This is a genomic window from Sphingopyxis sp. H053, assembly GCF_001468225.1.
GTDB lineage: Bacteria > Pseudomonadota > Alphaproteobacteria > Sphingomonadales > Sphingomonadaceae > Sphingopyxis.
In genome coordinates, this window is the sequence record NZ_LNRU01000010.1 from 119,647 (window position 1) to 141,679 (window position 22,033).

The following is a 22,033-nucleotide window of genomic DNA, read 5'->3' on the forward strand; positions in this document are numbered from 1 at the left end:
CGCACAGTCGCGGTGGGATCGAACCGGAAGGGGGAGAGAGGATGAACTTCAAGAATATCTCGGCCTGGTCCATCCGGAACCCGATCCCGCCGCTCGTCATGTTCTTCGGTCTGACGGTGGCGGGCATCGTCTCCTTCCTCATGATGGGGGTCCAGAGCGATCCCGACATCGATTTTCCGGGCGCCATCGTCATCATCGCCCAGCCGGGCGCCGCGCCCACCGAACTCGAAACGCAGGTCACGCAGCGTGTCGAGGCGGCGGTGCGGACGATCGAGGGGATCGACGAGCTCAATTCGACGGTTACCGAAGGCCAGTCGCAGACCTTCGTCCAGTTCGCGATCGGCACGCCGATCGACCGGGCGGTGACTGACATTCGCGACAAGATCACCCAGATCCGCAGCAACCTGCCGAACGGCATCCTCGAACCGCAGGTTATCCGCCTCTCTACCTCGGGCAACACGCTTGCCTATTGGTCGGCTTCGGCCACCGATATGACGCTCGAGGAATTGAGCTGGTATGTCGACAATGTCGTCGCGAAGCGGCTGATCGCGGTCCCCGGCATGGGCGACGCCTATCGCCGGGGCGGCGTCAGCCGCGAAATCCGCGTCATCCTCAACCCCGAACGCATGCGCGCCTACGGCCTTACCGCCGCCGCGGTGAACACCCAGCTCGTCCAGCTCAATGTCAATGCGGCCGGCGGCCGGATGGAGGTCGCGGGCTCCGAGCAGGCGGTGCGTATCCTCGGGAACGCGAGCAGCGCCAACGCGCTCGGCGAGACGCTAATCTCGGTCGGGACGAACCGGACCGTGCGCCTCGCCGATATCGCCGAGGTCAAGGATCTCTACGCCGAGCAGCGCTCGGTCTCGAAGCAGGACGGGCGGCAGGTGCTGACCTTCGGCTTCGAGCGCGCCAAGGGCGCCTCGGATGTGACCGTCTATGACGCTGCGGTCGAGGAGCTGCGAAAACTCGAGAAGGAAAACCCCAAGGTCAAATTCACCGAGCTGTTCAGCGATATCGAATATACCAAAGGCCAATATCATTCGGCGATCAATGCGATGGTCGAGGGCGCGATCCTCGCGGTCGTCGTCGTCTTCCTTTTCTTGCGCGACTGGCGGGCGACGTTGATCTCGGCGCTCGCCATCCCGCTGTCGGCGGTCCCGACCTTCCTGTTCATGGACCTCATGGGCTTCTCGCTCAACATGATGACCTTGCTCGCGCTCAGCCTCGTTGCCGGCGTGCTGGTCGACGATGCGATCGTCGAGATCGAGAATATCGTGCGCCACATGCGGATGGGCAAATCGGCCTATCAGGCCTCGATCGATGCGGCCGACGAGATCGGCCTCGCGGTGCTCGCGACAACCATGACGATCGTCGCGGTGTTCCTGCCGGTCGGGCTGATGCCGGGCGTCGCCGGGCAATATTTCAAGAATTTCGGACTGACGGTCGTGGCCGCGGTGCTGATGAGCCTCGCGGTCGCGCGCATGATCACACCCATGCTCGCCGCCTATTTTCTCTCTGCGCAGGGTCCGCAAAAGCATGGCGAGGGCCCGCTGATCGACACCTATATGCGCATCTTGCGCTGGAGCCTCGACACCAGCGGGGCCGCTGCCGCGCGTGCGCGCGGCGGGCGCTGGAAATGGCTCGGTTACATCAAGGACCATCGCGTCTGGGTGGTCGGCATCGGTGTGCTGGCGCTCTTTGCGACCATTTTCAGCTTCTCGCTGCTCCCGATGACCTTCCAGCCGTCGATCGATTCCGACACGAGCCGCGTGGCCATCCAGCTCGCCCCGGGCGCAACGCTCGAACAGACCGAGGCAGTGGCCGACGAGGTGACCGATCTCATGAAGCGCGACCCGCTCGTCGAATCCGCCCTGTCGCGGATCGATGTCGGCACGGCGACGGTCTATCTGAAATTGCGCAAGGACCGCGAGCTGACCTCGACCGAGTTCGAAAAGGACCGCGCGCCGCGGCTAGCGCAGGTTCCCGATGCCCGAATCAACTTCCAGTCGCAGCATGGCGGCGGCGGCGGCAGCAGCCGCGACATCTCGATCACGCTCGGCAGCGACGACCCGAAGAAGCTCGAAGATGTCGGCAACCGGCTGCTTGCCGAGATGGCCCGCGTGAAGGAAATCCGGTCGCCGCGTGTCGAGGGCAATCTTCAGCGCCCCGAGATCGTCATTCGCCCGCGCTTCGCGCTCGCGGCGCAGCTCGGCGTGACGACGCAGGCGCTCAGCCAGTCGATCCGCGTCGCGACATTGGGCGAGATCGACCAGAATAGCGCGAAATTCTCGCTGTCCGACCGGCAAATCCCCGTTCGCGTCGCGCTTGCGGAAACCGCGCGCGAGCGGCTCGATACGCTGCGCAATATGCCTGTTCCGACCCGGAACGGGGGAACGGTGCCGCTCTCGGTTGTGGCCGAGATCGGCTTCGGCGCCGGCCCGACCCAGATCAATCGGACCAACCAGGTGCGCCAGCTCACCATCGGGGCCGACCTGGCTCCGGGTCTCGTGACCGGTCAGGCGATGGACAAGGTCGAGGCGCTGCCGGCGCTCAAGGCGCTGCCCGCCGGGGTCACGCGGCTGGTACTCGGGAGCGCCAAGTGGCAGGCCGAGATGCTGCGCAACTTCGCGATCGCGGTCGTATCGGGGATTTTTCTCGTGCTCGCTGTGCTGATCCTACTCTATCGCAAGATCATCCCGCCCTTCGTCAACATGGGCTCGCTTCTGCTCGCCCCGCTCGGCGGGGCGGTCGCGTTGCTGCTGACGGGCTATCCGCTCTCGCTTCCCGTGTTCATCGGCGTGCTGATGCTGCTCGGTATCGTCGGCAAGAACAGCATCCTTCTCGTCGACTTCGCGATCGAGGAAATGGCGTCGGGGGTGCCGCGCGACGAGGCGATTGTCGACGCCGGACACAAGCGCGCGCAGCCGATCCTGATGACCACGGTCGCGATGGTCGCGGGCATGATCCCGACCGCGCTGTCGCTCACCGGCGACGGCGCATGGCGCGCGCCGATGGCGGTCACGGTGATCGGCGGGCTCATCCTGTCGACGATGCTGACACTGCTGATCGTGCCGGCGTCCTTCAGCCTCGCGGCGGGCTTCGAACGCCGGATGGTCCCGCGCTTGCGCCGCTGGTTCACGACGGGCGGCGCGCACGCCGACCCATCGCCTGCGGGCGTCACCGACATCGGCGCGGGGCAAAGCCCGGCGGCCGATCGATAGAGGAGTTAAGCTGATGGAGTTCGAGCGGGAGCATGACCTCCCCTATAGTCCGGAGCAGATATGGGCGGTCCTCGGCGATTTCGAGAACCACCGGATCTGGAATCCCTATGTCCGGATCGAGCAGCTTGCCGAGGACCCGATCGCGATCCGCTATTCGATGCGCATGGATCCGCACAAGCCCAAGTTTCTCGAAGTCTCCGCGGCGGTGCTCTCCGCGCGCCCGGGCGAGGAGCTGATACTCGACGTCAAGCCGAGCTTCATCCTCCAGTTCGAGGAGAGTTATATCCTGACGCCGACGGCGAGCGGGACGAAGTTCGTTCACCGCTATCGTTGCCGCGGGCCCTTTGCCTGGCTCCGGCTTCCCGGCATCAAGACCAGCTTCCAGCGAATGATCGCGTCGATCGACGGCATCCTGCTCAGCTACCTCAAGTCCAAATACAGCAAGCCGCCACCGCCGCCGCGACGGCCCAAGTCCAAGTTCAAAGGTGGCCGGCGATGACGAGCTTTCCGCTGCTCGCGCCGCACAAATGGCGTCCGCTCGGCGCGGCCTGGGCAATCGCCCTCCTGTCGAGCCTGGCCGTCCTCTTCGTCGGCGAGGTCATGGGCCAGGCGCCGTGCGACCTCTGCTGGTTCCAGCGTAGCTTCATGTTCCCGCTTGCGATCATTCTCGGCATCGCGGCGTTCAGGTCGGACCGCGCCATCGTTCCTTATGGGCTGGCGCTGGCTGCGGGCGGTGGTCTCGTCGCTTTCTATCATAGCCTGCTCTACGTCGGCGTCATTCCGGCCCCGATCGTCCCCTGCACCGGCGGTCCATCATGCTCGGGAGAGAGCATGGCAATCGGAGGCGTGCCGCTGCCCCTCCCGTCGCTGACCGCGTTCGCGCTCATCCTCACCCTCTTGCTCAACTTCCAAAGGAGACTGAAATCATGAACAAACGCATCGGAGTGGTGGCCACGCTTGTCGTTTCCGCACTCGCTTTCACCGGCGGCGCGATGCTCTACAGCGGAACCGCCGAGGGCGAACCCACGAAGAAGGTCGTGGCGGGGCCCGTCGACAGCCTCATTCGCCCGCATTCGCCGATCATCGGACCGAAAAATGCCCCGGTCACCATCGTCGAATTTTTCGACCCGTCGTGCGAGGCCTGCCGCGCCTTCTATCCCACGGTGAAGGGCATCGTTGCCAAATATCCCAAGGATGTGCGTCTCGTTATGCGCTACCTGCCGCTGCACCCCGGCTCGGCCGAGGCGATCGTGATCCTCGAAGCCGCCCGCGTCCAGGGCAAGCTCGAGCCGGTGACGGCCGCCCTGCTCGAAGCGCAGCCCGAATGGCACGACGGCAAGATGGACGGTGCCTGGGCGGCCGCCGAGAAGGCCGGCCTCAATGTCGCGAAGGCGCGCGCGATGCCGACAACCGATGCGATGGCCTGGATGGAGCAGGACATCGCCGACGCGCGTGCGGTCGGCGTCCGGGGCACGCCGACCTTCTTCGTCAATGGCGAGATGCTCGTCCAGCCGAGCCCCGAACAGGTCGAGGCCCGAGTCCAGGCCGCGGTAGCGGCAAAGGGCAAATGAGGGCCCGCACCCGTCCCGCTTCGTCCACGCGGGACGGGTGCCCACCATGCGGCGCGATACTGTCTCTCCCGCCATCGGCCTGTCGCATGGAGACGCCGGGTCACCGTCCGATCGGCAGCATCGGAGCCAATATTCACAGCGCATTCAAACATGAAGGGGGATTTTGAACGCCACGAAAAGGAGAGACTGACATGCGAAAACTGATGACGATCGCGGCCGCGATGCTCGCCTTCGCGCTCCCCGGAACAGCGCTTGCCCAGCACCATGGCGATCGCGGGGGATATAGCCGCGGACATGACGCGCCACGTGGTCATGACCGCGACTATCGTTCCTCACGCCACGGCGTGCCCAATTATGGCTATGATCGTGGCTATCGTGGCTACGATCCCTACTACCGCGGCCATGATCGCCGCTATGAACGGCGGGACCGCTACGAGCGGCGCTATCAGAAGCGCCGGATGCACCACCATCACCGCGGGCGTCACTGGCGCGGCTAGCCGCGACCGCGCGGGCCGGGCGAGAAACTACCGCTTCGCCCCATAGATTGAAATCGAGCCGGTCGGCGTCGGGATGACTCTCATCTCTTCGACCGCCTCGAAACCCGCGGCTTTAAGGATCACCGGGACGCAGCCCTTAGCGTTGGGTTCGGTATATTCGAACCCGTCGAGCAGCTGGATCTGTCGAAAAAGCATGCGCATCAGCAGCGAGCGCTGCTCGCCATAGTCGGCTATGAAAAGGGTCCCGCCCGGCCTCAGGAGCCTGAACATCTGCGCGGCAATCGCTTCCTTAACGGCCATCGGGCACTGGTGAAGGACCAGGCTCGATACGATCTTGTCGCATTGCCGGAGTGCGTCGATGCCGTCCAGCTCGTCGCCCATAGCCTCGAACCATCGAATCTCGGCATCGGCAACCTCAGCCTTGGCGCGCGCGATTTCCAGCACGGCGGGGTCGGGATCGACCGCCAGAACGATGCTCTCCGGCGCCGCCTGCTTGAGGGCGATCGCAAAGGTTCCCGTGCCGCACCCGATATCGACGATCCGCTCGCCCGGCCGCGGTTCGGCGAAGCGCAGCAAGTCGCTTCGCCATCTTTTCTCTCTGGTCATGAGGGCTATGGCGGCATCGTAGCGGTCGAGCGATCCGCTCTTGCCGAGTGCCGGGACGAAGTCTCTGTGTGCGTCTGACATGATGCGCCTCTACCAGGCGCGATCACGCACCGGCTTGAACGGAGAGGCTATGATTCGATGAAAAGGTCGCTTGCCCGGATACCGAACATCGCCTTGATCGTGCGGGCGAAATGCGCGCTGTCGCTGAACCCTGCCATGTGTGCGGCCTCGGTCGCGCTGCGGCGCATTCCCAATTCGTCGAAGGCGATAATCAACCTTCGCCAGAGCACAAAGCGCTGGAAGGGCATGCCGATCTCGGCGGCAAAGAGATGCCGGAAGCGGCCGAGCGAAAGGCGGCTCTCCTCCGCCACAGCCGCGAGACGGACAGAGCCCATGGGGATCAGGCGGTCAATCGAGGCGGCGGCGCGGGTGATGCGCGGATCGAGCGGGGGTCGGGCGCCTCGCGTGAGCCAGTTTTTCCAGAAGGACCGCTGTCCCGGCAGCGCGACATGAATCGGATCGGAGCAGATCAGCCGGTCTTTCAGATCTACCGGCGGACCGAAGACCACTGTCGGCTCGACGAACCATAATTCAGCCGTGGGCGCGGGGAGCAGCCGGTGCACGGTATCGGGTTCGATGAGCAAGCAACGCCCCGACAGGCGCGCGCCATCAGCATCGACCACGGTAAGCGGCTCGGCACAAAACACTGCCTGCGCCGCAAAATGGCGGTGCGCGGCGGCATCGCCAACCGAACCCGACCAGAGAGCATGATAGTCGCCGAGGCTAAGTCGGCCGTTCCAGTTGGACGTTTCGGGCATCGGGTCGCAATAGCAGGCCTAACTCGTGTGCGTAACGGGCGCCGGGTAAGCACTCTGGCTCGGAGGCTCTTTTCGGAAGCCGTCTTACGGCCAAGGAGGAGTGCGCCGACCCCGTGATGATTCCCCTCATCGACCGGGCGCTGTCTCGATGCGGCGATGTTGCCGACTGTTGTAACGATAGCCGATCCAGAGGATTGCAAGCGCGAGAAGCTGGAGCAACAACGGTTCGAGCGAAGGAAATATCCCCATCGCCGGGAAGCGGGGAAAATGAGCTAGCGGGGTGATGCCGAGGAGGCCGGCTTCCTGTAGCGCGCCCGCGCCCTTGCCGGCCAGGACAACCGCGAGGATAGCGATGAGCGAAGAGCTGTAAGCGAAAAATCTTCCGATCGGCAGGACCCGGCTGTAACGAAGCATGACCCATGCGATTGCTGCCAGGATCACCACTGCGGTTCCGGCTCCGGCGGCGATCGCGCTGCGGCTTCCTTGCGCGGCGAGAGCTGCGAAAAACAGGATGGTCTCAAAGACTTCCCGATAGACCACGAGGAAAGCGAGCCCGAACAGGAACCAGGCCGAGCGACGTGAAAGCGCTTTGCCCATCGCTTCGCGAATATAGCGCTGCCAGCTCTCCGCATGTGACTTTCCGTGCATCCAGATGCCGACCCAGACGAGAACGACTGCGGCGAAAAGCGAGCCAAATCCCTCTGTCAACTCGCGGTTCGCTCCGCTGATCGAGATTGCATAGGTCGCGACTGCCCAGGTTGCGCCGCCGGCTGCCAGGGCTGCGATCCAGCCGCCATGGACATAGGGTAGGACCTCAGGCCGTTCGGCCTTTCGTAAGAAAGCGATCATCGCCACGATGATCAGAAGCGCTTCGAGACCCTCGCGCAGCAAGATGGTAAGCGCCCCGACAAAGGTCGATGCGTCGCTGGCTGCATCGGGAGACAGTGCAGCTTCGGCATCGGCGAAAAGGGTTTCGACTGCGGCGGCTTTACCCGCGACCGCATCGACCGGCACACCTCGCGCGATGGACACGCGATAATCGGACATCGCGGATTCGATTTGCGCCATAAGGGCGGAATCGCGCGTCGTCAGGATCGGCTCAATCGGTTCGAAACCGTCGAGATAGGCGGACAGCGCGAGACGCTCTGCCTCGCTCCGATTTCCCTTGCGGTACGCGGCAAGGCTTTGCGCCAATTTGTCACGGGCAACCGCAAGCGTCGCGGGCGAAGCGGTTGTCAATGCTTGGGGATCTGAGCGCAAATAGGCGGTAAGCGCGTCGGCCTGCTCCGATCCCAGCCCACGACCAAGCACTTCCGGGCTGAGACTCGTGAAGGCTTGCAGGTCGGGGACCAGTTCGCGCGCCGCAGGGGTCTGGTTCCAGACACGCCGGCCGGCTGCGACGTCGCGAAAGGCAAATCCACCGGCATAGGCTGCTACCGCCCAGCGGTCGTCGGAGGGCAAATGGGCAAAACTGGGCATGGACGTGCCTTCGAGCCCCTGTCCTATCACCTGATAGAGCGCGAACAGACTGCGCTTGCGAGCGCGTCCGGCGTCGGTGAAATCGATAGGTGCCGGGTCGAGCCCCTTGGCCTGAGGTCCATTGCCATCGCCGCGCGCGCCGTGACAGCTGGCGCAATTTTCCAGATAGACTTGGGCTCCGCGCCGGGGATCTGGAGCGTTGCGCGGCGCGAGGGGCACAGGGTAGGCGGCGAGGAGGTCCGCCGCGAGTCCGCGCGCCTGGCCAGCCACCTTGCCGGGGTCCGCCTTCGATGCGATCGCCGTCTGGAGTTGTCCCGCTTCACTGACAAGGCGAGCCCGCGCCGGGGATACCGGAAGCGCTTCGATCCCCTTGCGAACGGTGGCGGAAAACTCGGTCATCTCGGCATATTCGACCGTGCTCGTCACCGCGCCATTCGAGACCGCTCCACCATAGTCGACCGCAACATAGTCCAGCAGGCGCCAGATGGTCTGGACTTCGCCGGCATCAGTGCGGGCCTGTGCCGTCGGCACGACGAGGCCGCAGATTGCAGCGAGCGCGATCAGCAGAGAGAGAAAGCGGCGGGCGGGGGGCATTGGCCCTATTGTCCGGGCACAGTCGACAGTTCGCGCAATTCGGTCCGCGCGCTGCGTAGAATCTCATAGGCCGAATGCAGGAAAAGCGTGGCAATGATGGCGGCGACTGCAAGGTCGGGCCAGGCTTGCCCGGTCCATGCGACGAGGCCGGCGGCGATGATCACCGCCACATTGGCGATCGCGTCGTTGCGGCTGAACAGCCACACCGCCCGGACATTGGCGTCGCCTTCGCGGAACCGCGAGAGGACCGCGGCCGAGGTGAGGTTGACGAGGAGGGCGGCGGCGCCGATGCCGCCCATCAGCTCGGCTTCGGGCGGAACCGCGGTCAGGGCACGCCACAGCGCGACGCCGATGACCCCTATGCCAAGCGACAGCAGGAACAGGCCTTGGGCTAAGGCGATACGCGTGCGGGCGAGCGCAGTCCAGCCTATCGCGACGAGGCCGGCCAACGTGATCGTGCCGTCGCCGATAAAGTCGAGCGAGTCGGCTTTCAGCGCCTGGCTGTTGGCGATGAACCCGCCGACGATCTCGATCGCGCCGAAGCCGAGATTGAGAATTACGACGATCCACAAGGCCCTTCGATAGGCGGGATCGCGTTCGGCCCTGACGGTGTCGCCCGTGCAGCCGCAATTGCTGTCGTTGCTCATTCCCCTGTTCTACATTCTACAGTAACTGTAGAAGCAAGCTGAAATCGAAACGAGACTGAGAGGAAGGGAGATGGCGCGCGACACGCGGCTGCCGATCGGCGGCCTGGCGAAACGCACCGGCACCAAGGTAAACACGATCCGCTTCTATGAGGATATCGGATTGCTGCCTTGCGCAGCGCGCACAGCCTCTGGCCGGCGCACCTACGGGGATGAGGATGTCGGGCGCCTCGCATTCATCCGCAATGCCCGCGGCCTCGGCTTTTCGATCGATGAAATCCGGTCGTTGACGGCGCTGGCCTTGGGGCCGGGGCAGGACTGCGCCGAAATCCGCGCAGTTGCGGCGCGTCACCTGCTCGATGTCGATGAAAAGCTGGAACGGATGGCGCGGCTCCGTGCTGAACTTGCCCGTATCGTCCAGCTCTGCGATGGCGGGCCGGTGTCGGATTGCCGGGTCATCGAGGCCATCGCCGCCGGAAATGCCTAGCCGCCGCGCTATCGGGACTGTCGGCGGCTTGCGGCTCAGCCGCAGCAACTGCCCTTGCCGCCGTCAACCTGTATTGGCGGGCAGGGTACCGTGCCATAGGAACAGAAGACACAGCAGTCTCCTGGCAGCGGCTTGAGCAGCGCGCCGCATCCCTTGCAGTCGTAGAAATACTGACACGCATCGGTGGGCATGATTTCGTCGGCGATTTGACCGCAGAGCGGACACGTCAGCGTCGATTGCAGGACCGGCGAGGGATCAAGCATAGCGATAGCCGAGCCAGAGGAGGACGGCGGCGAGGAGCAGTCCGATCAGGGTCACAAAGCGCAGCGACGCGGGCACGCACAGGCCATCGGCGCCGCAGCGCGCCGCGCGCATCTGCTGGCGCGCCAGCAGGACGCCACCGGCGACGAGCGAAATTGCGCCGAATGCGACGAACCAGAGCCGGTAGGGCGCGGCCGGGACCGCTATGCCGACGAGCCAGGCGGACCCGAGCCCCGCCGAGGCCAGCAGCATGGGGAGGGCGCAGCAGGTGGCTGCGAGAAAGCCCGATGCGATCCCGCCAAGCGCCAGCGAAATGGCCCCAAATCCTTTTGGACGCCTTGCATCTCCAGCCAAATTCAAACTCCTTGTTTCGCGGTAGCGGCAAGTCTACCATCTGTAGTGACTACAGATGCAAGCGGAATCGCAATGGCCCCCTCAAGCACCATCCCCATCGGCGAGCTTTCTCGGCTTACCGGCTGCAATATCGAGACGATCCGCTATTATGAGCGCATCGGCATTCTGCCCGCGCCGGTCCGGTACGGGCGATTTCGCCGTTATGATTCAGCTGGTGTGCGGCGCCTTGCATTTGTGCGCCGCGCGCGCGAACTGGGGTTTCCCCTCGATACGGTCCGGACTTTGCTCCTTCTTGCCGAAGGCGGCGGCCATAGCTGCGATCAGGCGCGCCATATGGCCGAGAGCCAGCTTGCCGACGTCCTCGCCAAGCGCGCCGACCTCGACCGGATGGCCGCTGTCTTGGGCGATCTTGTCGAGGCGTGCGGCGCCGGCGATGCCGGGGGCTGCCCGCTTCTGGAGGCGCTGTCCGACTAGGTTCGAGTACAGCCGTCTTCCGCCAGCGCCCCAAAGCAGCCATTGCGCGCGGCAACTAGGGCCACCGCGCGCAATGGCGGCGCGTTACGGCGCCTTGTCGAGCTTGGTGATCGTCCCGGCCTTGCCGTCCCAATTGAGCTCGAACGCGACCTTGTCGCCGACCTTGATGTCCTTCAGCAGCTCGGGTTTCGCCGCAAAACCCATCGTCATCGGCGGCCATTCGAGTTCGGCGATCGCGCCATGATCGAGCGTGACCTGGCCTTTTGCCGTATCGATCGCGGTCACGGTCGCCGTGCCCTTGCCATGCTTCGTTTCGGCCGGGGCCGCCATGGTCCCTGTGTCATCGGCCATCGCGGCCTTTTCTTCCGTCTTCGGTGCTTCGCCTTGCTTGCCGCAGGCGACAAGTCCAGCGCCGAGCGCAAGGCTGAGCGTAATCGCAGTGAGTTTATTCATGTCGTTTCTCCTTCGGGTTGGACGGGATGAGCCGCACGCCTTCGCATCAGCAGATAGGCGGCGGGAATGATAAGCATCGACAGCAGCGGCGCGGTGAGCATGCCGCCGATCATCGGCGCGGCGATGCGGCTCATCACTTCGGAGCCGGTGCCGGTCCCGACGAGGATCGGGAACAGGCCCGCGAGGATAACCGCAACGGTCATCGCCTTCGGGCGGACGCGGAGCAGCGCGCCTTCGCGAACCGCGGCCAATATGTGGCCGTCGCTGCGATCGGCGAGCGCATGCTTGAGATAGATGAGCATGACGACCCCGAACTCGGCGGCAACGCCCGCAAGCGCGATGAACCCGACCGCGCTCGCGACCGACTGGTTATAGCCAAGCAGATAGAGGAGCCAGAGCCCGCCGGTGAGCGCAAAGGGCAGGGTCGCCATGATGAGCAGCGCCTCGTCCCAGCGGCGGAAGGTCAGGTAGAGCAGCAGGAAGATGATCGCGAGCGTGACCGGCACGACGACCTTCATCCGCTCGGTCGCACGAACGAGGAACTCGAACTGCCCGGTGTAGGAAACGCTGACGCCGGGCGGCAGATCGACATCGCGCGCGATCGCCCGCTGGATGTCCTGCACGAGGCCCTGCAAATCGCGGCCGCGGCTGTCGACGTAGATCCAGGTCACCGGGCGGCCATTCTCGCTGCGCAGCATCGGCGGCCCGTCGCTGACCTTGACTCTGGCCACCGTGCCGAGCGTGATCTGCTGGCGCGACGGCGTCAGGACCGGAAGGCTCGCGAGCTCGCCGATACTGTCGCGCAGCTCGCGCGGGTAGCGGACGCTGATCGGATAGCGGGCGAGCCCCTCGACCGTCTGGCCGATCGTCTCGCCGCCGATCGCGCCCGAGACGATCGCTTGCACGTCGGCGACATTGAGGCCGTAGCGTGCTGCGGCGGCGCGATCGATGTCGACATCGATATAGCGCCCACCAGTCAGCCGCTCGGCCAGCGCCGACGCTACGCCGGGTACGGTCTTGACGACCGCTTCGATGCGCTTGGCGGTGCGATCGATCCCGGCAAGATTCGAGCCCGCGACCTTGATGCCGACCGGGCTCTTGATCCCGGTCGCAAGCATGTCGATGCGATTGCGGATCGGGGGAATCCAGAAATTGGCGAGCCCCGGAACCCGGACCCGCGCGTCGAGCTCCTCGATCAATTTCTCCTCGGTCATGCCGGGGCGCCAACGGTCCTTCGGCTTGAAGCGGATCGTCGTCTCGAACATCTCGAGCGGCGCGGGGTCGGTCGCGCTGTCGGCCCGCCCCGCCTTGCCGAACACGCTCTCGACCTCGGGCACGGTCTTGATCAGTCGGTCCGTCTGCTGGAGCAGGCTCGATGCCCTTGCGGCCGAGATGCCGGGTAGCGCCGAGGGCATGTAAAGGAGGTCGCCTTCGTGCATCTGCGGCATGAACTCGCCGCCGATCTGGGTCATCGGCCACAGGCTGGTGGCGAAGACGAGGCCGGCGATCACGAGCGCTTTTTTCGGCCGTTCGAGCACCCAGTCGAGTGCCGGGCGATAGATGCGGGTCAGCCAGCGGTTGACCGGATTACTCTGTTCGGCGGGTATCTTACCGCGGATCAGCCAGCCCATCAGCACCGGGATGAGCGTGATCGAGAGGATCGCGGCGGCCGCCATCGCATAGGTTTTGGTGAAGGCGAGCGGCGAGAAGAGCCGTCCCTCCTGGCCTTCGAGCGTGAAGATGGGGAGGAAGGAGAAGGTGATGATGAGGAGGCTGAGGAAGAGGGCGGGCCCAACCTCGGCGGCGGCGTCGGTGATGACGCGCCAGCGTTCGGCGCCTTTCAGTTCCTCGCCCGGATGATCGCGCTCCCAATGTTCGAGATGCTTATGGGCATTTTCGATCATCACCACCGCAGCGTCGACCATCGCACCGACCGCGATGGCGATGCCGCCGAGCGACAATATATTGGCGTTGAGTCCCTGCAGCCGCATCACGATGAAGGCGATGAGGATGCCGAGCGGCAGCGTCAGGATCGCGACCAGTGCCGAGCGCGCGTGCCAGAGGAAGAGCGCGCAGACGAGCCCGACGATGATGAACTCTTCGACGAGCTTCGAGGTAAGATTGTCGACCGCGCGGTCGATCAACCCCGAGCGGTCATAAGTGGTGATGATCTCGACCCCGGGCGGCAGGCTGCGCTTGAGCTCGGCGAGCTTGGTGCGCACGCCGTCGATGACTTCGCGGGCATTCTTGCCCTCGCGCATGACGATCACGCCGCCCGCGACTTCGCCCTCGCCGTTGAGTTCGGCGATGCCCCGCCTTGTGTCGGGACCGATCTGCACCGTCGCGACATCGCCGACCGTTACCGGGAGTCCGCCCGCGGCGGTGCGGATCGGGACGGCGCGGAAGTCGTCGAGCGACTCCAGATAGCCGCTCGCGCGGACGATATATTCAGCCTCAGCGAGTTCTAGGGAGCCGCCGCCGCTTTCCTGGTTGGCGCGCTTGAGGGCGTCGGCGACGTCGGTTGCAGTCACCCCGAACGCGGCGAGCTTCTGCGGATCGACGATGATCTGATACTGGCGCACCATGCCGCCGATGCTCGCGACCTCGGCGACGCCGGGAACCGATTTAAGCTCGAAGCGGAGGAACCAGTCCTGAAGACTGCGGAGTTCGGCAAGATCGTGGCGGCCGCTTTTGTCGACGAGCGCATATTCATAGATCCAGCCAACCCCGGTCGCGTCGGGACCGATGCTCGCGCGCGCGCCCTCGGGGAGACGGCTTTGCACCTGGCTCAGATATTCGAGCACGCGGCTGCGCGCCCAATAGGGATCGGTGCCGTCGTCGAACAGGACATAGACGAAGCTGTCGCCGACGAAGCTGTAGCCGCGCACCACGCGCGCGCCCGGCACCGAGAGCATCGTCGTCGTGATCGGATAGGTGACCTGGTCCTCGACGATCCGCGGTGCCTGTCCCGCATAGCTGGTGCGGACGATGACCTGGACGTCCGACAGGTCGGGCAGGGCGTCGACCGGAGTCGTGCGCACCGCGGCGATCCCGAGCAAGGTCAGGATCAGCGCCGAAGCGACGACAAGCCCGCGCGCCGCGACCGAGGCGCGAATAATGCGTGCGATCATTGCGCTGGCTCCAGCGGACGAACCGTGAGACCGGTCAGGCTCGCCTCGGAATCGAGCAGGAACTGGCCCGACGCGACGACCTTCTCGCCGGGGGCGAGCCCTCGCAATATCTCGGTCTTGCCGCCGCCTTCGCGTCCGGCGACCACTTCGGCGGGATGGTAGCGTCCGTCGCCCTTCTCGAGCATCACGATGCTGCGCGTGCCGGTGCGGATCACCGCTTCGCTTGGCACCAGCAGCGTTGGCTTGGCGTCCCCGCCGAGCGCGACGACGGCGAACATGCCGGGGCGTAGGCGACCGCCGCGGTTGGCGAGCTCGATGCGCACTGTCAGCGTCCGGCTGTCCGCCGCTGCGGTCGGCAGGATCGCGACGACCCGCCCGGTAAAAGCCTCGCCGGGAAAGGCGGTGAGGTTCGCGGTGGCAGGTTGGCCGATCTTCACCAGTCCGGCCTGCGCTTCGGGGAGCGCGGCATTGAGCCACACCGTTCCAAGTCCCGAGATTTCGGCAAGTGTCTGCCCCGAGGCGAGAGTCACGCCTGCACGGGCATTGAGCGTCTGGACCACGCCGCCGATCGGCGCGCGCACCGTCAGTCTGCCGCCGGTCCGTCCGCTCCGGTCGACCTCGGCGATCACGCCTTCGGGCATGCCCATCAGCCGCAGCCGCTGCCGCGCGGCCGCCGTGAGTTCAGGTTTGCCGAGCTTCTTGACGCTCAGATATTCGGTCTGGGCGCTGCCCCATTCAGGCAATTGCAATTCGGCGATCGGCGCACCGGCGCCGATGACATCGCCAGGCGCGAGGCGATAGACGCGTTCGACGAAGCCGCCCGAGCGCGCCTGGACGATCGCGACATCGCGCTGGTTGAAATCGATACTGCCGTTGACGTCGAAGGTTGCGGCAAGGCTCCCCATTTCGGCCGCGACCACTCTTATGCCGAGGCTCTGACGCGCCGACGGGTCAATCGACACGCCGGGCGCCGCGCCGCCACCCTCGTCGGCATATTTGGGCTCGAGCTGCATGTCCATGAAGGGCGACTTGCCGGGCTTGTCGAACTTCTGGTTCGGGAACATCGGATCATAATAGTAGAGGATCTTGCGCCCGCCGCTTGCCGTCTCGGTTGGTGCATCGCTCTTGCCGCTCTGTCCCAACCAATAACCGCCGCCGCCCGCGATCAGCACCGTGGCCAGGATTGCGACGCGCCAGCGCGCCGCTGATGTTGCATCGGTCATCGACCTGCCTCCCCATAAATATAATTGATCCGGATCGCGTCGCGCGCGACCTCGGCTTCGCGCGCCAGCGCATCGACTTCGGCCTCGGCAAGCGCGAGAGTCGACAGGAGCGCGGTCCCGAGGTCGAGCTTTCCGGCGGCGTAGCTTGCAAGATCGAGCTCGGCGCGCTTCTTCGCGAGCGGCACGAGCCGCGTACGTGCATTGGCGAGCTGCTCATGATGCATGCGGTGATCGGCGAGATCGGCGTCGAGCGCTGCCGCGATGTCGCGCTTGGCAGCCTCGCGGTCGAGCCGGGCGCGCATCGCCTCGCTGGCGCGCGCGGCGATCTTGGGGTCCTGCCGCTTTTTCGAGAAGAAGGGCAGGTCGACGGTGACCCCGACCGTGACGAGATCACCGTAATTGGGCTCGCGGCGCCCATAGGCCGCGTTGACGCTCCAGTCGGGTCGCTTGTCGGCGCGTGCGAGACCGGTCTCGGCGTCGGCGGCGAGGGCGCGGGCATCGAGTGCTCTGAGCTTTGGCAGGGCGTCGATGCCGGCGCGCAATCCTTGTTCGTCGATCGACTGCGGCGGCAAGTCGCCGAGCGTGTCGGCGGCGGGGTCGCCGGTGAAGCGGGCGAGCTGCGCGCGGGCGCGGGCGATCTCGGCGGCGAGCGCGCTGCGGCGATCGTTGATCGCGGCGCGAAGCTGATCGGGTTCGAGCGCCTGCGCCGGGCGCGCCGCACCGCTGGCAAGCCGCGCCGTCACGGTCGATTGAAGGTCCTCGAGGCCGCTATCGAGCAGGTCGAGTTCCTTCAGCTCCTTCTTGGCATAATAGAGATCGACCCAGGCGAGCGCGGTCGCGAGCCTGATGTCCTGCGCGGTGACCGCTTCGTCGGCGCGGGCGATTCCAATGTCGGCCTGCGCGCGGGTCGCGCGCGCGCGGCGTTTGGCGGGGTTCGGAAAATCCTGGCTGACGCCGATGACCTGCATCGTGAAATCGTCGCGATTGAACCGGCCCGCGTCGGGTCCGGTCACCGGGAAATCCTGGAGGACGATATTGAGTTTCGGGTCGGGCAGCCGGTCGGCGGCGATCGCCGCCGATTGGGCGGCGTCGACGCCCGCTTCGCGGCTTTGCAGTTCGGGTGCCTCCGATGCTGCTCGGCTGAGCGCCGAATCGAGCGTCATCGGCTCGGCGTGAAGAGCCGAGGGCAGCGCAAGCAAGGCTGCCGTAAAATATGGGCGCATGATGTCCCCCTGCTGTGGACTGGGCGAAAGCCTCCCCGGCGTCTGTACGCCGGGGAAGAAAGACCGTTACCCTTGCGGGGGCATCCTTTGGTCGCCGGACATATTCTTCATGCAGTCCGCCGGACTCACCTTCATCATGTCGCAGTCGCAATGCGCCATCTGTCCCGGCTTGTCCTTGACCCAGACGCGGACTCGCGAGGTGGTATTGGACTTGTTCGGCCCTGGCACCTGGCGGGTCTGCCATTCATGATGGCCGCCGGACGGTTCTTGGGCGAGGACGGGAGCGGCAAGCGTTGCTGCCGCGAGCGCGGCAACGGCAAAAAACGGTTTCATGTTGAATTCCTTGATTGAAAAGCGTGAAACCGCGCGCCGGGACGAGCCGGTGCGCGTCGGCAATTCAGGCAAGAAATAGGGGCGGGTCGGGTTCGGGGCCGAATGTTCTTCCGGCGAGGCGCCGGACAGGAAGCGGATCGAAAGAGCCGGCGACAAATGTCTTTTCGGCAAGGGGGGTAGCCGGAGAGACGACGGCGGGCGGTAGCGCGCAGCCCATCTTGGCGATGCAGTCGAGCGTGAGGCCCTTGCACGGAGCGCTCTTCTGGGATTTTTTAATCCCCATCATCTCCGCGCATTCGTCGCTCATCGCCGCCGCGAACGCCGTCTCGGCCGACGGGAGCGCGGGCGCCGAGGCGAATGCGGTCTCCTGCGCCAGAAGGCCGAGTAAGGCTCCGACAAGAAGTAGAAAGGTGAGCCAGCGTTTCACGGTCGAAGCATGATCCTTGTCAAACTTGGCGTCAATCTAAACCGGGGTGGAGATCCCGCTCACTTGTTCGCCGACTGTCCCGTCGTGGTTACGCCGGACCCGTTAAGAATGGCCCATTGTCATGGCGGCGGGCGCGACCAGCATCCACAGCGCCATGGCGATCATCATCAGATTTTCGGTCAGTGAGATGAAACCCAGCGGCACATTGCTGTCGCCGCCGACGCAGGCGCATTTGAGTTCGCGCTTGTCGATATACACCGCCTTGAACACCGACACGGCGCCGATGATCCCGATGAACAGCGCCACCGGAATCGATATCCAGTTCAGCGCGCCAGAAATCATCAGGATGCCGGCAAGACCCTCCGCAAAGGGATAGATGGTAGCATAGGGTACCCAGCGTTTGGCGAGCAAGTCATAGTTCAGGAACATGCTCGAGAAGCTCTCGATGTCGCGGAGCTTGAGGAAGGCAAGCAACGCCATGCTGAACCCGATAAACCATTCGGCGGCACGGATTGTGAAGGGCGTGCCCGACACCGCTTGGCTGGCGGCCAGCGCCATCAGCGCGGTGATAGAGAAGAGCGCGATGACGGGCTTATAGGTAAGCGCCTTAGGATCGCGGACTTTCAGACCGAGATGGCGCCTCAGATCGTCAAGACCGCCGATCCGCTCGCCTTCGATGAAGGTCTGCGGCGTCGTCGCGACGCCATGTTTCGCCTTGAATGCGTCGGTTTCCTCGCGGGTCGTCAGCCAGACATCCTCGACGTCATAGCCGCGGCTGCGCAACAGATGCAGCGCCTTCAGGCCATAGGGGCAGATATGCTGCTCCATCACCATGCGATAGATGGTCGCCCGCGGCTTGCCCGAAACCGCCGCACCAGTGTGCGCTGGCGCGCTTTCGTTCGCGCGCTGAACCTGCATATTCATCGATTCGCCTTTCTTGATTCCCGATCGCTTCCCGCTATATAGGCTCCGTACCATAGTACGGAGTCAAGGCCTTGCGTGACATGACCATCGGCCAGCTTGCCCGGCAGGGCGGCGTCAATGTCGAGACGATCCGCTATTACCAACGCCGCGGCCTGTTGCCCGTTCCGCCTCAGTCGGCCAGCGCCCCGTCGGAAGGCCGAGTCCGGCGTTACGACGAGGCGGTTCTGCGCCGTCTGCGCTTCATCAAATCGGCACAAGCAGCGGGATTTACGCTCACCGAGATCGCCGAACTGCTCGAACTCGACGCGTCGAGCGATCGCGCGCGAGCGCGCGAACTGGCCGATGCGCGCATCGCGGCGATCGAAAAGACGATCGCCGAACTCGATGCGGCGCGGCGCGCGCTCATGGGCCTGTCGCGCCAATGCGCTGCCGCCGACACGCTCCACTGCCCGATCATAGCGGCGTTCGAGCAGGTCTAGCCCGACTGGCCTTGGCGGCGGATGGTGCTGACGGCCGGTCTCACCTCCCAACTGGTGTCAATCGGTCGCAAATGGTTCCAGCATCCCGGCTACAAGCGATGGGATGGTAATTCCGGCTGCGACATCGAGCAGAAGGCTAGCGCGGATCGCAGCCGCAGGTCTCGCCGCTGCCGCGTCCGGAGTTGCGACGGCCGTCCGAAGTGCCTGGGTCAGGCGCCATCGAATCTCCGCGGCTAGGACCGGCATCAGAGCGAACAAATAGGCTTCCACGGGGAAGACCTGACCATAGGGTCAAGCGAGCGATTGCGTCACGTGCACGGCGCCGACCAAGGCTCCGACGAGGGGCAGAAGCGAAAAGCGCCGCTTCTGGATGAAGGTAGGAGCCTTTGGGCGTTCCGGATCAACTTCATCCTGGCGATCTGAACAAATCGGGGAGCCCAATTCCAATGGTTTTACGTCGCCCGAACCATTTTTGAGGGATGAGTCGTTCTGGTGCGTAATCAATGTCAGTAGGGGATGTTGGGTGCTTGAACTCGGAAGCCGTAAGCAGCGGTTTCCGGGCATGCATGTTTTTGTCCTCGACTTCCCCGAAACTCATTTGGGCTGCGCGAAAGGGCAGTTCTTCGAAACAGGGGAAGCATAATGAACAAATTATACTGTTATTCGTCGACGAAGCGCGCAATGCAGCGAAGCTCGATGGCGGCGATTGCGGTGGCGGTCGCGTTTCCCGCGCAGGCTCAGGAAGCCCAGTCGGACGGCCTCGCCGAGATCATCGTAACGGCGGAGAAGCGCGAGGAAAATCTGCAGTCCGTTCCCGTCTCGGTGACAGCGATGACCGGCGAGGCGCTTACGGCAACGGGCATATCAAACGTCGAAGACCTCCAATTTTTTGTGCCGGGCGTGTCGATCACCAACGATTCCATGGCGATCATCAATATTCGTGGAATTGGCACCTCGGCGTTCGGCGTTGCGACCGACCCCAGCACGACAGTCCATTATGACGGCGTCTACATCTCGCGCCCGACCACAAGCTATCAGGATTTGTTCGACGTCGAACGCATCGAGGTGCTGCGCGGACCGCAAGGCGTTCTCTTCGGTCGCAACTCCGCCGGCGGCACACTCAACATCATTTCCAAAATGCCTACGGAGGATTTGACTGGCGCGCTGGGGCTCACCGTCGGAAATTACGAGAAGCGCTCGCTGAGCGGCACGATTTCTGGACCGCTTGGAGCGGGCGTCCGAGGCCGCCTCACCTTGCTTGCCAACCAGCGCGACGGCATCTACCGCGACGTCGTCTCGGGACGGCGATACCAAAACGAAGATAATCTCGCTGGACGACTGACGCTTGCGATTGACGCGAGCGACCGTCTTGAGATCGTGTTGCGGGCGGATGCCAGCCGTGATCGCGAGACCGGCGCGCGGTCTGTTCGGCCCTTTTATCCGCAAGGCTTCGTCGATGCGGGGGCGACGATCCCGGCCAATGACAAAGAGGCCGCACTCGACCGCCTGCCGCGTTACGATGTCGATGCCTGGGGCGTGTCCTCGACCATGAACTGGGACGGCGGCCCGGTCACGCTCCGCTCGATTACGGCGCTGCGCAAGAGCAAGGTCGTCCAGGCGCTCGACGTTGACTCGACTGACCTCTTCCTCCGCGATATCGAATTTTACGAACGTTCCCGCAGTTTCACGCAAGAGTTCCAACTTCTCAACAACGATGCGGACAAGCTGCGCTGGATCGTCGGAGCATTCTATCTGAATGAAAAGGGCAACGACGAAATACGGATCATCGAACCGGGTCGTCGGCTCGCGATCCCGGAAAACAATACGACGAATGCATTCGCGCTCTTCGGACAAGCAAGCTACGAACTCATCGACCGCCTGCGATTGACCGGAGGGCTTCGATACTCATACGAAAAAAAGGATTTCGGATATCGTGTCCTGCTGAACGGAAATCAGGTCGATGCCGGTCAGCCCAAATCATCCTGGACCGCCTGGACTCCGAAAATTGGGATCGATTACGACCTTGCCGATGACGTCATGGCTTATGCGTCGGCAACCCGCGGGTTCAAATCGGGTGGATTCCAGCTGGGAGACGGGCGGCCTTTCCTCCCGGAGTATGTCTGGAGCTACGAAGTCGGCCTGAAGTCGACGCTCCTCGATCGCCGGCTTCGAGCTAATTTTTCCGCCTTCTATTATGATTACACCAATCTTCAGGTGGTCGAGTATAATAATGGCGTTGCCAGTACCACCAACGCCGGCAAGGCGACGATCAAGGGCGTTGAAGCGGAACTGATGGCACGGCCGTTCGATCGCCTGACGCTTACATCCACGATCGCTTATCTCGATGCGCGCTACGATGTCTATTTTGACGACGTCGGCGCAAGCCTCAAGGGCAAGCGGCTGCCGAACGCGCCGAAGTGGAACATCACTTTCGGCGGAGAATATAAGGCCTCCCTGGGCGGCGGAATGCTGACATTACGGACCGATATCTCCTGGCGCGACAGCGTCTTTTTCAAGCCCAGCAACAATCCGCTTTTTTCCGGAAACGCCACGACCCTTATAAATGGGCGTGTCACATGGCAGCCGGCGAGCGAAGCGTGGGAAATTGCGCTTTATGGCCGAAATCTCACCAACGAGCGCTATGTGAGCTATAGTACGATCGGGACGGACGCGACGGGTGTCTCGAACCCTACTCTTCCGCTCTACATCTACGGCGAGCCGCGCCAGTATGGACTGCAGCTGCGCTACTTTTTCTGAGGTTCCTCGTCCTGCGAGGTCCCCCGGCGACTCCCCTACGGTCGTCGGTCCCCCTGGGCGCTTGCGCCCGGGGGGAA

General features: G+C 64.2%; 22 protein-coding genes. 9 read left to right on the top strand and 13 right to left on the bottom strand.

What is annotated here, in order from left to right:
• Window positions 1–41 precede the first annotated feature (41 nt).
• The 5 genes from ATE70_RS18725 to ATE70_RS18745 all read left to right on the top strand — a co-directional run bounded on the left by ATE70_RS18725 (window position 42) and on the right by ATE70_RS18745 (window position 5,289).
• Complete coding sequence (locus tag ATE70_RS18725; RefSeq protein WP_003046483.1) at window positions 42–3,221, top strand: efflux RND transporter permease subunit; 3,180 nt, start codon at window positions 42–44, stop codon at window positions 3,219–3,221.
• Window positions 3,222–3,234: 13 nt separating this feature from the next.
• Window positions 3,235–3,720, top strand: a complete 486-nt coding sequence (locus ATE70_RS18730; RefSeq protein WP_003046480.1) for an SRPBCC family protein — start codon at window positions 3,235–3,237, stop codon at window positions 3,718–3,720.
• Window positions 3,717–4,151: a disulfide bond formation protein B gene (locus tag ATE70_RS18735; protein WP_003046478.1), complete on the top strand. Its 435-nt coding sequence runs from the start codon at window positions 3,717–3,719 to the stop codon at window positions 4,149–4,151. Before ATE70_RS18730 ends, ATE70_RS18735 begins: the two co-directional genes overlap by 4 nt.
• Window positions 4,148–4,792, top strand: a complete 645-nt coding sequence (locus ATE70_RS18740) for a DsbA family protein (RefSeq protein WP_003046475.1) — start codon at window positions 4,148–4,150, stop codon at window positions 4,790–4,792. The genes ATE70_RS18735 and ATE70_RS18740 overlap by 4 nt, the downstream gene beginning before the upstream one ends.
• Before the next feature lie 191 nt (window positions 4,793–4,983).
• Complete coding sequence (locus ATE70_RS18745) at window positions 4,984–5,289, top strand: hypothetical protein (protein ID WP_003046472.1); 306 nt, start codon at window positions 4,984–4,986, stop codon at window positions 5,287–5,289.
• A gap of 27 nt (window positions 5,290–5,316) precedes the next feature.
• On the opposite strand, the gene ATE70_RS18750 is transcribed toward ATE70_RS18745, so the two are convergent.
• The 4 genes from ATE70_RS18750 to ATE70_RS18765 form a co-directional block, all read right to left on the bottom strand.
• Window positions 5,317–5,976, bottom strand: a complete 660-nt coding sequence (locus tag ATE70_RS18750; RefSeq protein ID WP_037553277.1) for a class I SAM-dependent methyltransferase — start codon at window positions 5,974–5,976, stop codon at window positions 5,317–5,319.
• A gap of 47 nt (window positions 5,977–6,023) precedes the next feature.
• A complete protein-coding gene (locus ATE70_RS18755; protein WP_231740085.1) occupies window positions 6,024–6,602 on the bottom strand; it encodes a helix-turn-helix transcriptional regulator in 579 nt (192 codons plus the stop codon).
• Between the two features lie 237 nt (window positions 6,603–6,839).
• A complete protein-coding gene (locus tag ATE70_RS18760) occupies window positions 6,840–8,786 on the bottom strand; it encodes a cytochrome c/FTR1 family iron permease (protein WP_003046463.1) in 1,947 nt (648 codons plus the stop codon).
• A gap of 5 nt (window positions 8,787–8,791) precedes the next feature.
• The gene (locus ATE70_RS18765) at window positions 8,792–9,433 is read right to left on the bottom strand and encodes a cation transporter (RefSeq protein WP_037553278.1); all 642 of its coding nucleotides are present in this window, start codon (window positions 9,431–9,433) and stop codon (window positions 8,792–8,794) included.
• Between the two features lie 70 nt (window positions 9,434–9,503).
• On the opposite strand from ATE70_RS18765, the gene ATE70_RS18770 reads away from it, so the two are divergent.
• A complete protein-coding gene (locus ATE70_RS18770; protein WP_003046458.1) occupies window positions 9,504–9,917 on the top strand; it encodes a MerR family transcriptional regulator in 414 nt (137 codons plus the stop codon).
• Between the two features lie 35 nt (window positions 9,918–9,952).
• Here ATE70_RS18770 and ATE70_RS25695 read toward each other — a convergent pair whose 3' ends face one another.
• Entirely contained in the window at window positions 9,953–10,180 is a 228-nt protein-coding gene (locus ATE70_RS25695; protein ID WP_081611194.1) for a GDCCVxC domain-containing (seleno)protein, read from the bottom strand.
• On the bottom strand, window positions 10,173–10,532 hold the full coding sequence (locus ATE70_RS18775; protein ID WP_051066412.1) for a mercuric ion transport protein, MerT: 360 nt from the start codon (window positions 10,530–10,532) through the stop codon (window positions 10,173–10,175). Before ATE70_RS18775 ends, ATE70_RS25695 begins: the two co-directional genes overlap by 8 nt.
• Window positions 10,533–10,604: 72 nt before the next feature.
• Between ATE70_RS18775 and ATE70_RS18780 the strand changes: the two genes are divergently transcribed.
• On the top strand, window positions 10,605–11,006 hold the full coding sequence (locus tag ATE70_RS18780; protein WP_003046453.1) for a MerR family transcriptional regulator: 402 nt from the start codon (window positions 10,605–10,607) through the stop codon (window positions 11,004–11,006).
• 84 nt (window positions 11,007–11,090) lie between these two features.
• Here the strand turns inward: ATE70_RS18780 and ATE70_RS18785 are convergent, their stop codons facing one another.
• The 7 genes from ATE70_RS18785 to ATE70_RS18815 all read right to left on the bottom strand — a co-directional run bounded on the left by ATE70_RS18785 (window position 11,091) and on the right by ATE70_RS18815 (window position 18,720).
• Complete coding sequence (locus ATE70_RS18785; RefSeq protein ID WP_003046451.1) at window positions 11,091–11,459, bottom strand: copper-binding protein; 369 nt, start codon at window positions 11,457–11,459, stop codon at window positions 11,091–11,093.
• Window positions 11,456–14,590, bottom strand: a complete 3,135-nt coding sequence (locus ATE70_RS18790; RefSeq protein WP_058539243.1) for an efflux RND transporter permease subunit — start codon at window positions 14,588–14,590, stop codon at window positions 11,456–11,458. Before ATE70_RS18790 ends, ATE70_RS18785 begins: the two co-directional genes overlap by 4 nt.
• Window positions 14,587–15,813, bottom strand: a complete 1,227-nt coding sequence (locus ATE70_RS18795) for an efflux RND transporter periplasmic adaptor subunit (RefSeq protein WP_003046445.1) — start codon at window positions 15,811–15,813, stop codon at window positions 14,587–14,589. The genes ATE70_RS18790 and ATE70_RS18795 overlap by 4 nt, the downstream gene beginning before the upstream one ends.
• Window positions 15,810–17,036: a TolC family protein gene (locus tag ATE70_RS18800; RefSeq protein WP_003046442.1), complete on the bottom strand. Its 1,227-nt coding sequence runs from the start codon at window positions 17,034–17,036 to the stop codon at window positions 15,810–15,812. Before ATE70_RS18800 ends, ATE70_RS18795 begins: the two co-directional genes overlap by 4 nt.
• 66 nt (window positions 17,037–17,102) lie before the next feature.
• Complete coding sequence (locus ATE70_RS18805; RefSeq protein WP_231732868.1) at window positions 17,103–17,432, bottom strand: hypothetical protein; 330 nt, start codon at window positions 17,430–17,432, stop codon at window positions 17,103–17,105.
• A gap of 1 nt (window position 17,433) precedes the next feature.
• Entirely contained in the window at window positions 17,434–17,796 is a 363-nt protein-coding gene (locus tag ATE70_RS18810) for a hypothetical protein (RefSeq protein WP_003046437.1), read from the bottom strand.
• A gap of 102 nt (window positions 17,797–17,898) precedes the next feature.
• Entirely contained in the window at window positions 17,899–18,720 is an 822-nt protein-coding gene (locus tag ATE70_RS18815; RefSeq protein ID WP_003046430.1) for a MauE/DoxX family redox-associated membrane protein, read from the bottom strand.
• Window positions 18,721–18,800: 80 nt separating this feature from the next.
• Here ATE70_RS18815 and ATE70_RS18820 point away from each other — a divergent pair, with 80 nt between their 5' ends.
• Together ATE70_RS18820 and ATE70_RS18825 are read left to right on the top strand one after the other, a co-directional pair.
• Entirely contained in the window at window positions 18,801–19,199 is a 399-nt protein-coding gene (locus ATE70_RS18820) for a MerR family transcriptional regulator (protein WP_003046425.1), read from the top strand.
• 642 nt (window positions 19,200–19,841) lie between these two features.
• Window positions 19,842–21,956 carry a TonB-dependent receptor gene (locus ATE70_RS18825; protein ID WP_052181951.1) on the top strand — a complete coding sequence of 705 codons (2,115 nt, stop codon included), beginning with the start codon at window positions 19,842–19,844 and terminating at the stop codon, window positions 21,954–21,956.
• The last annotated feature ends 77 nt before the right edge of the window (window positions 21,957–22,033 follow it).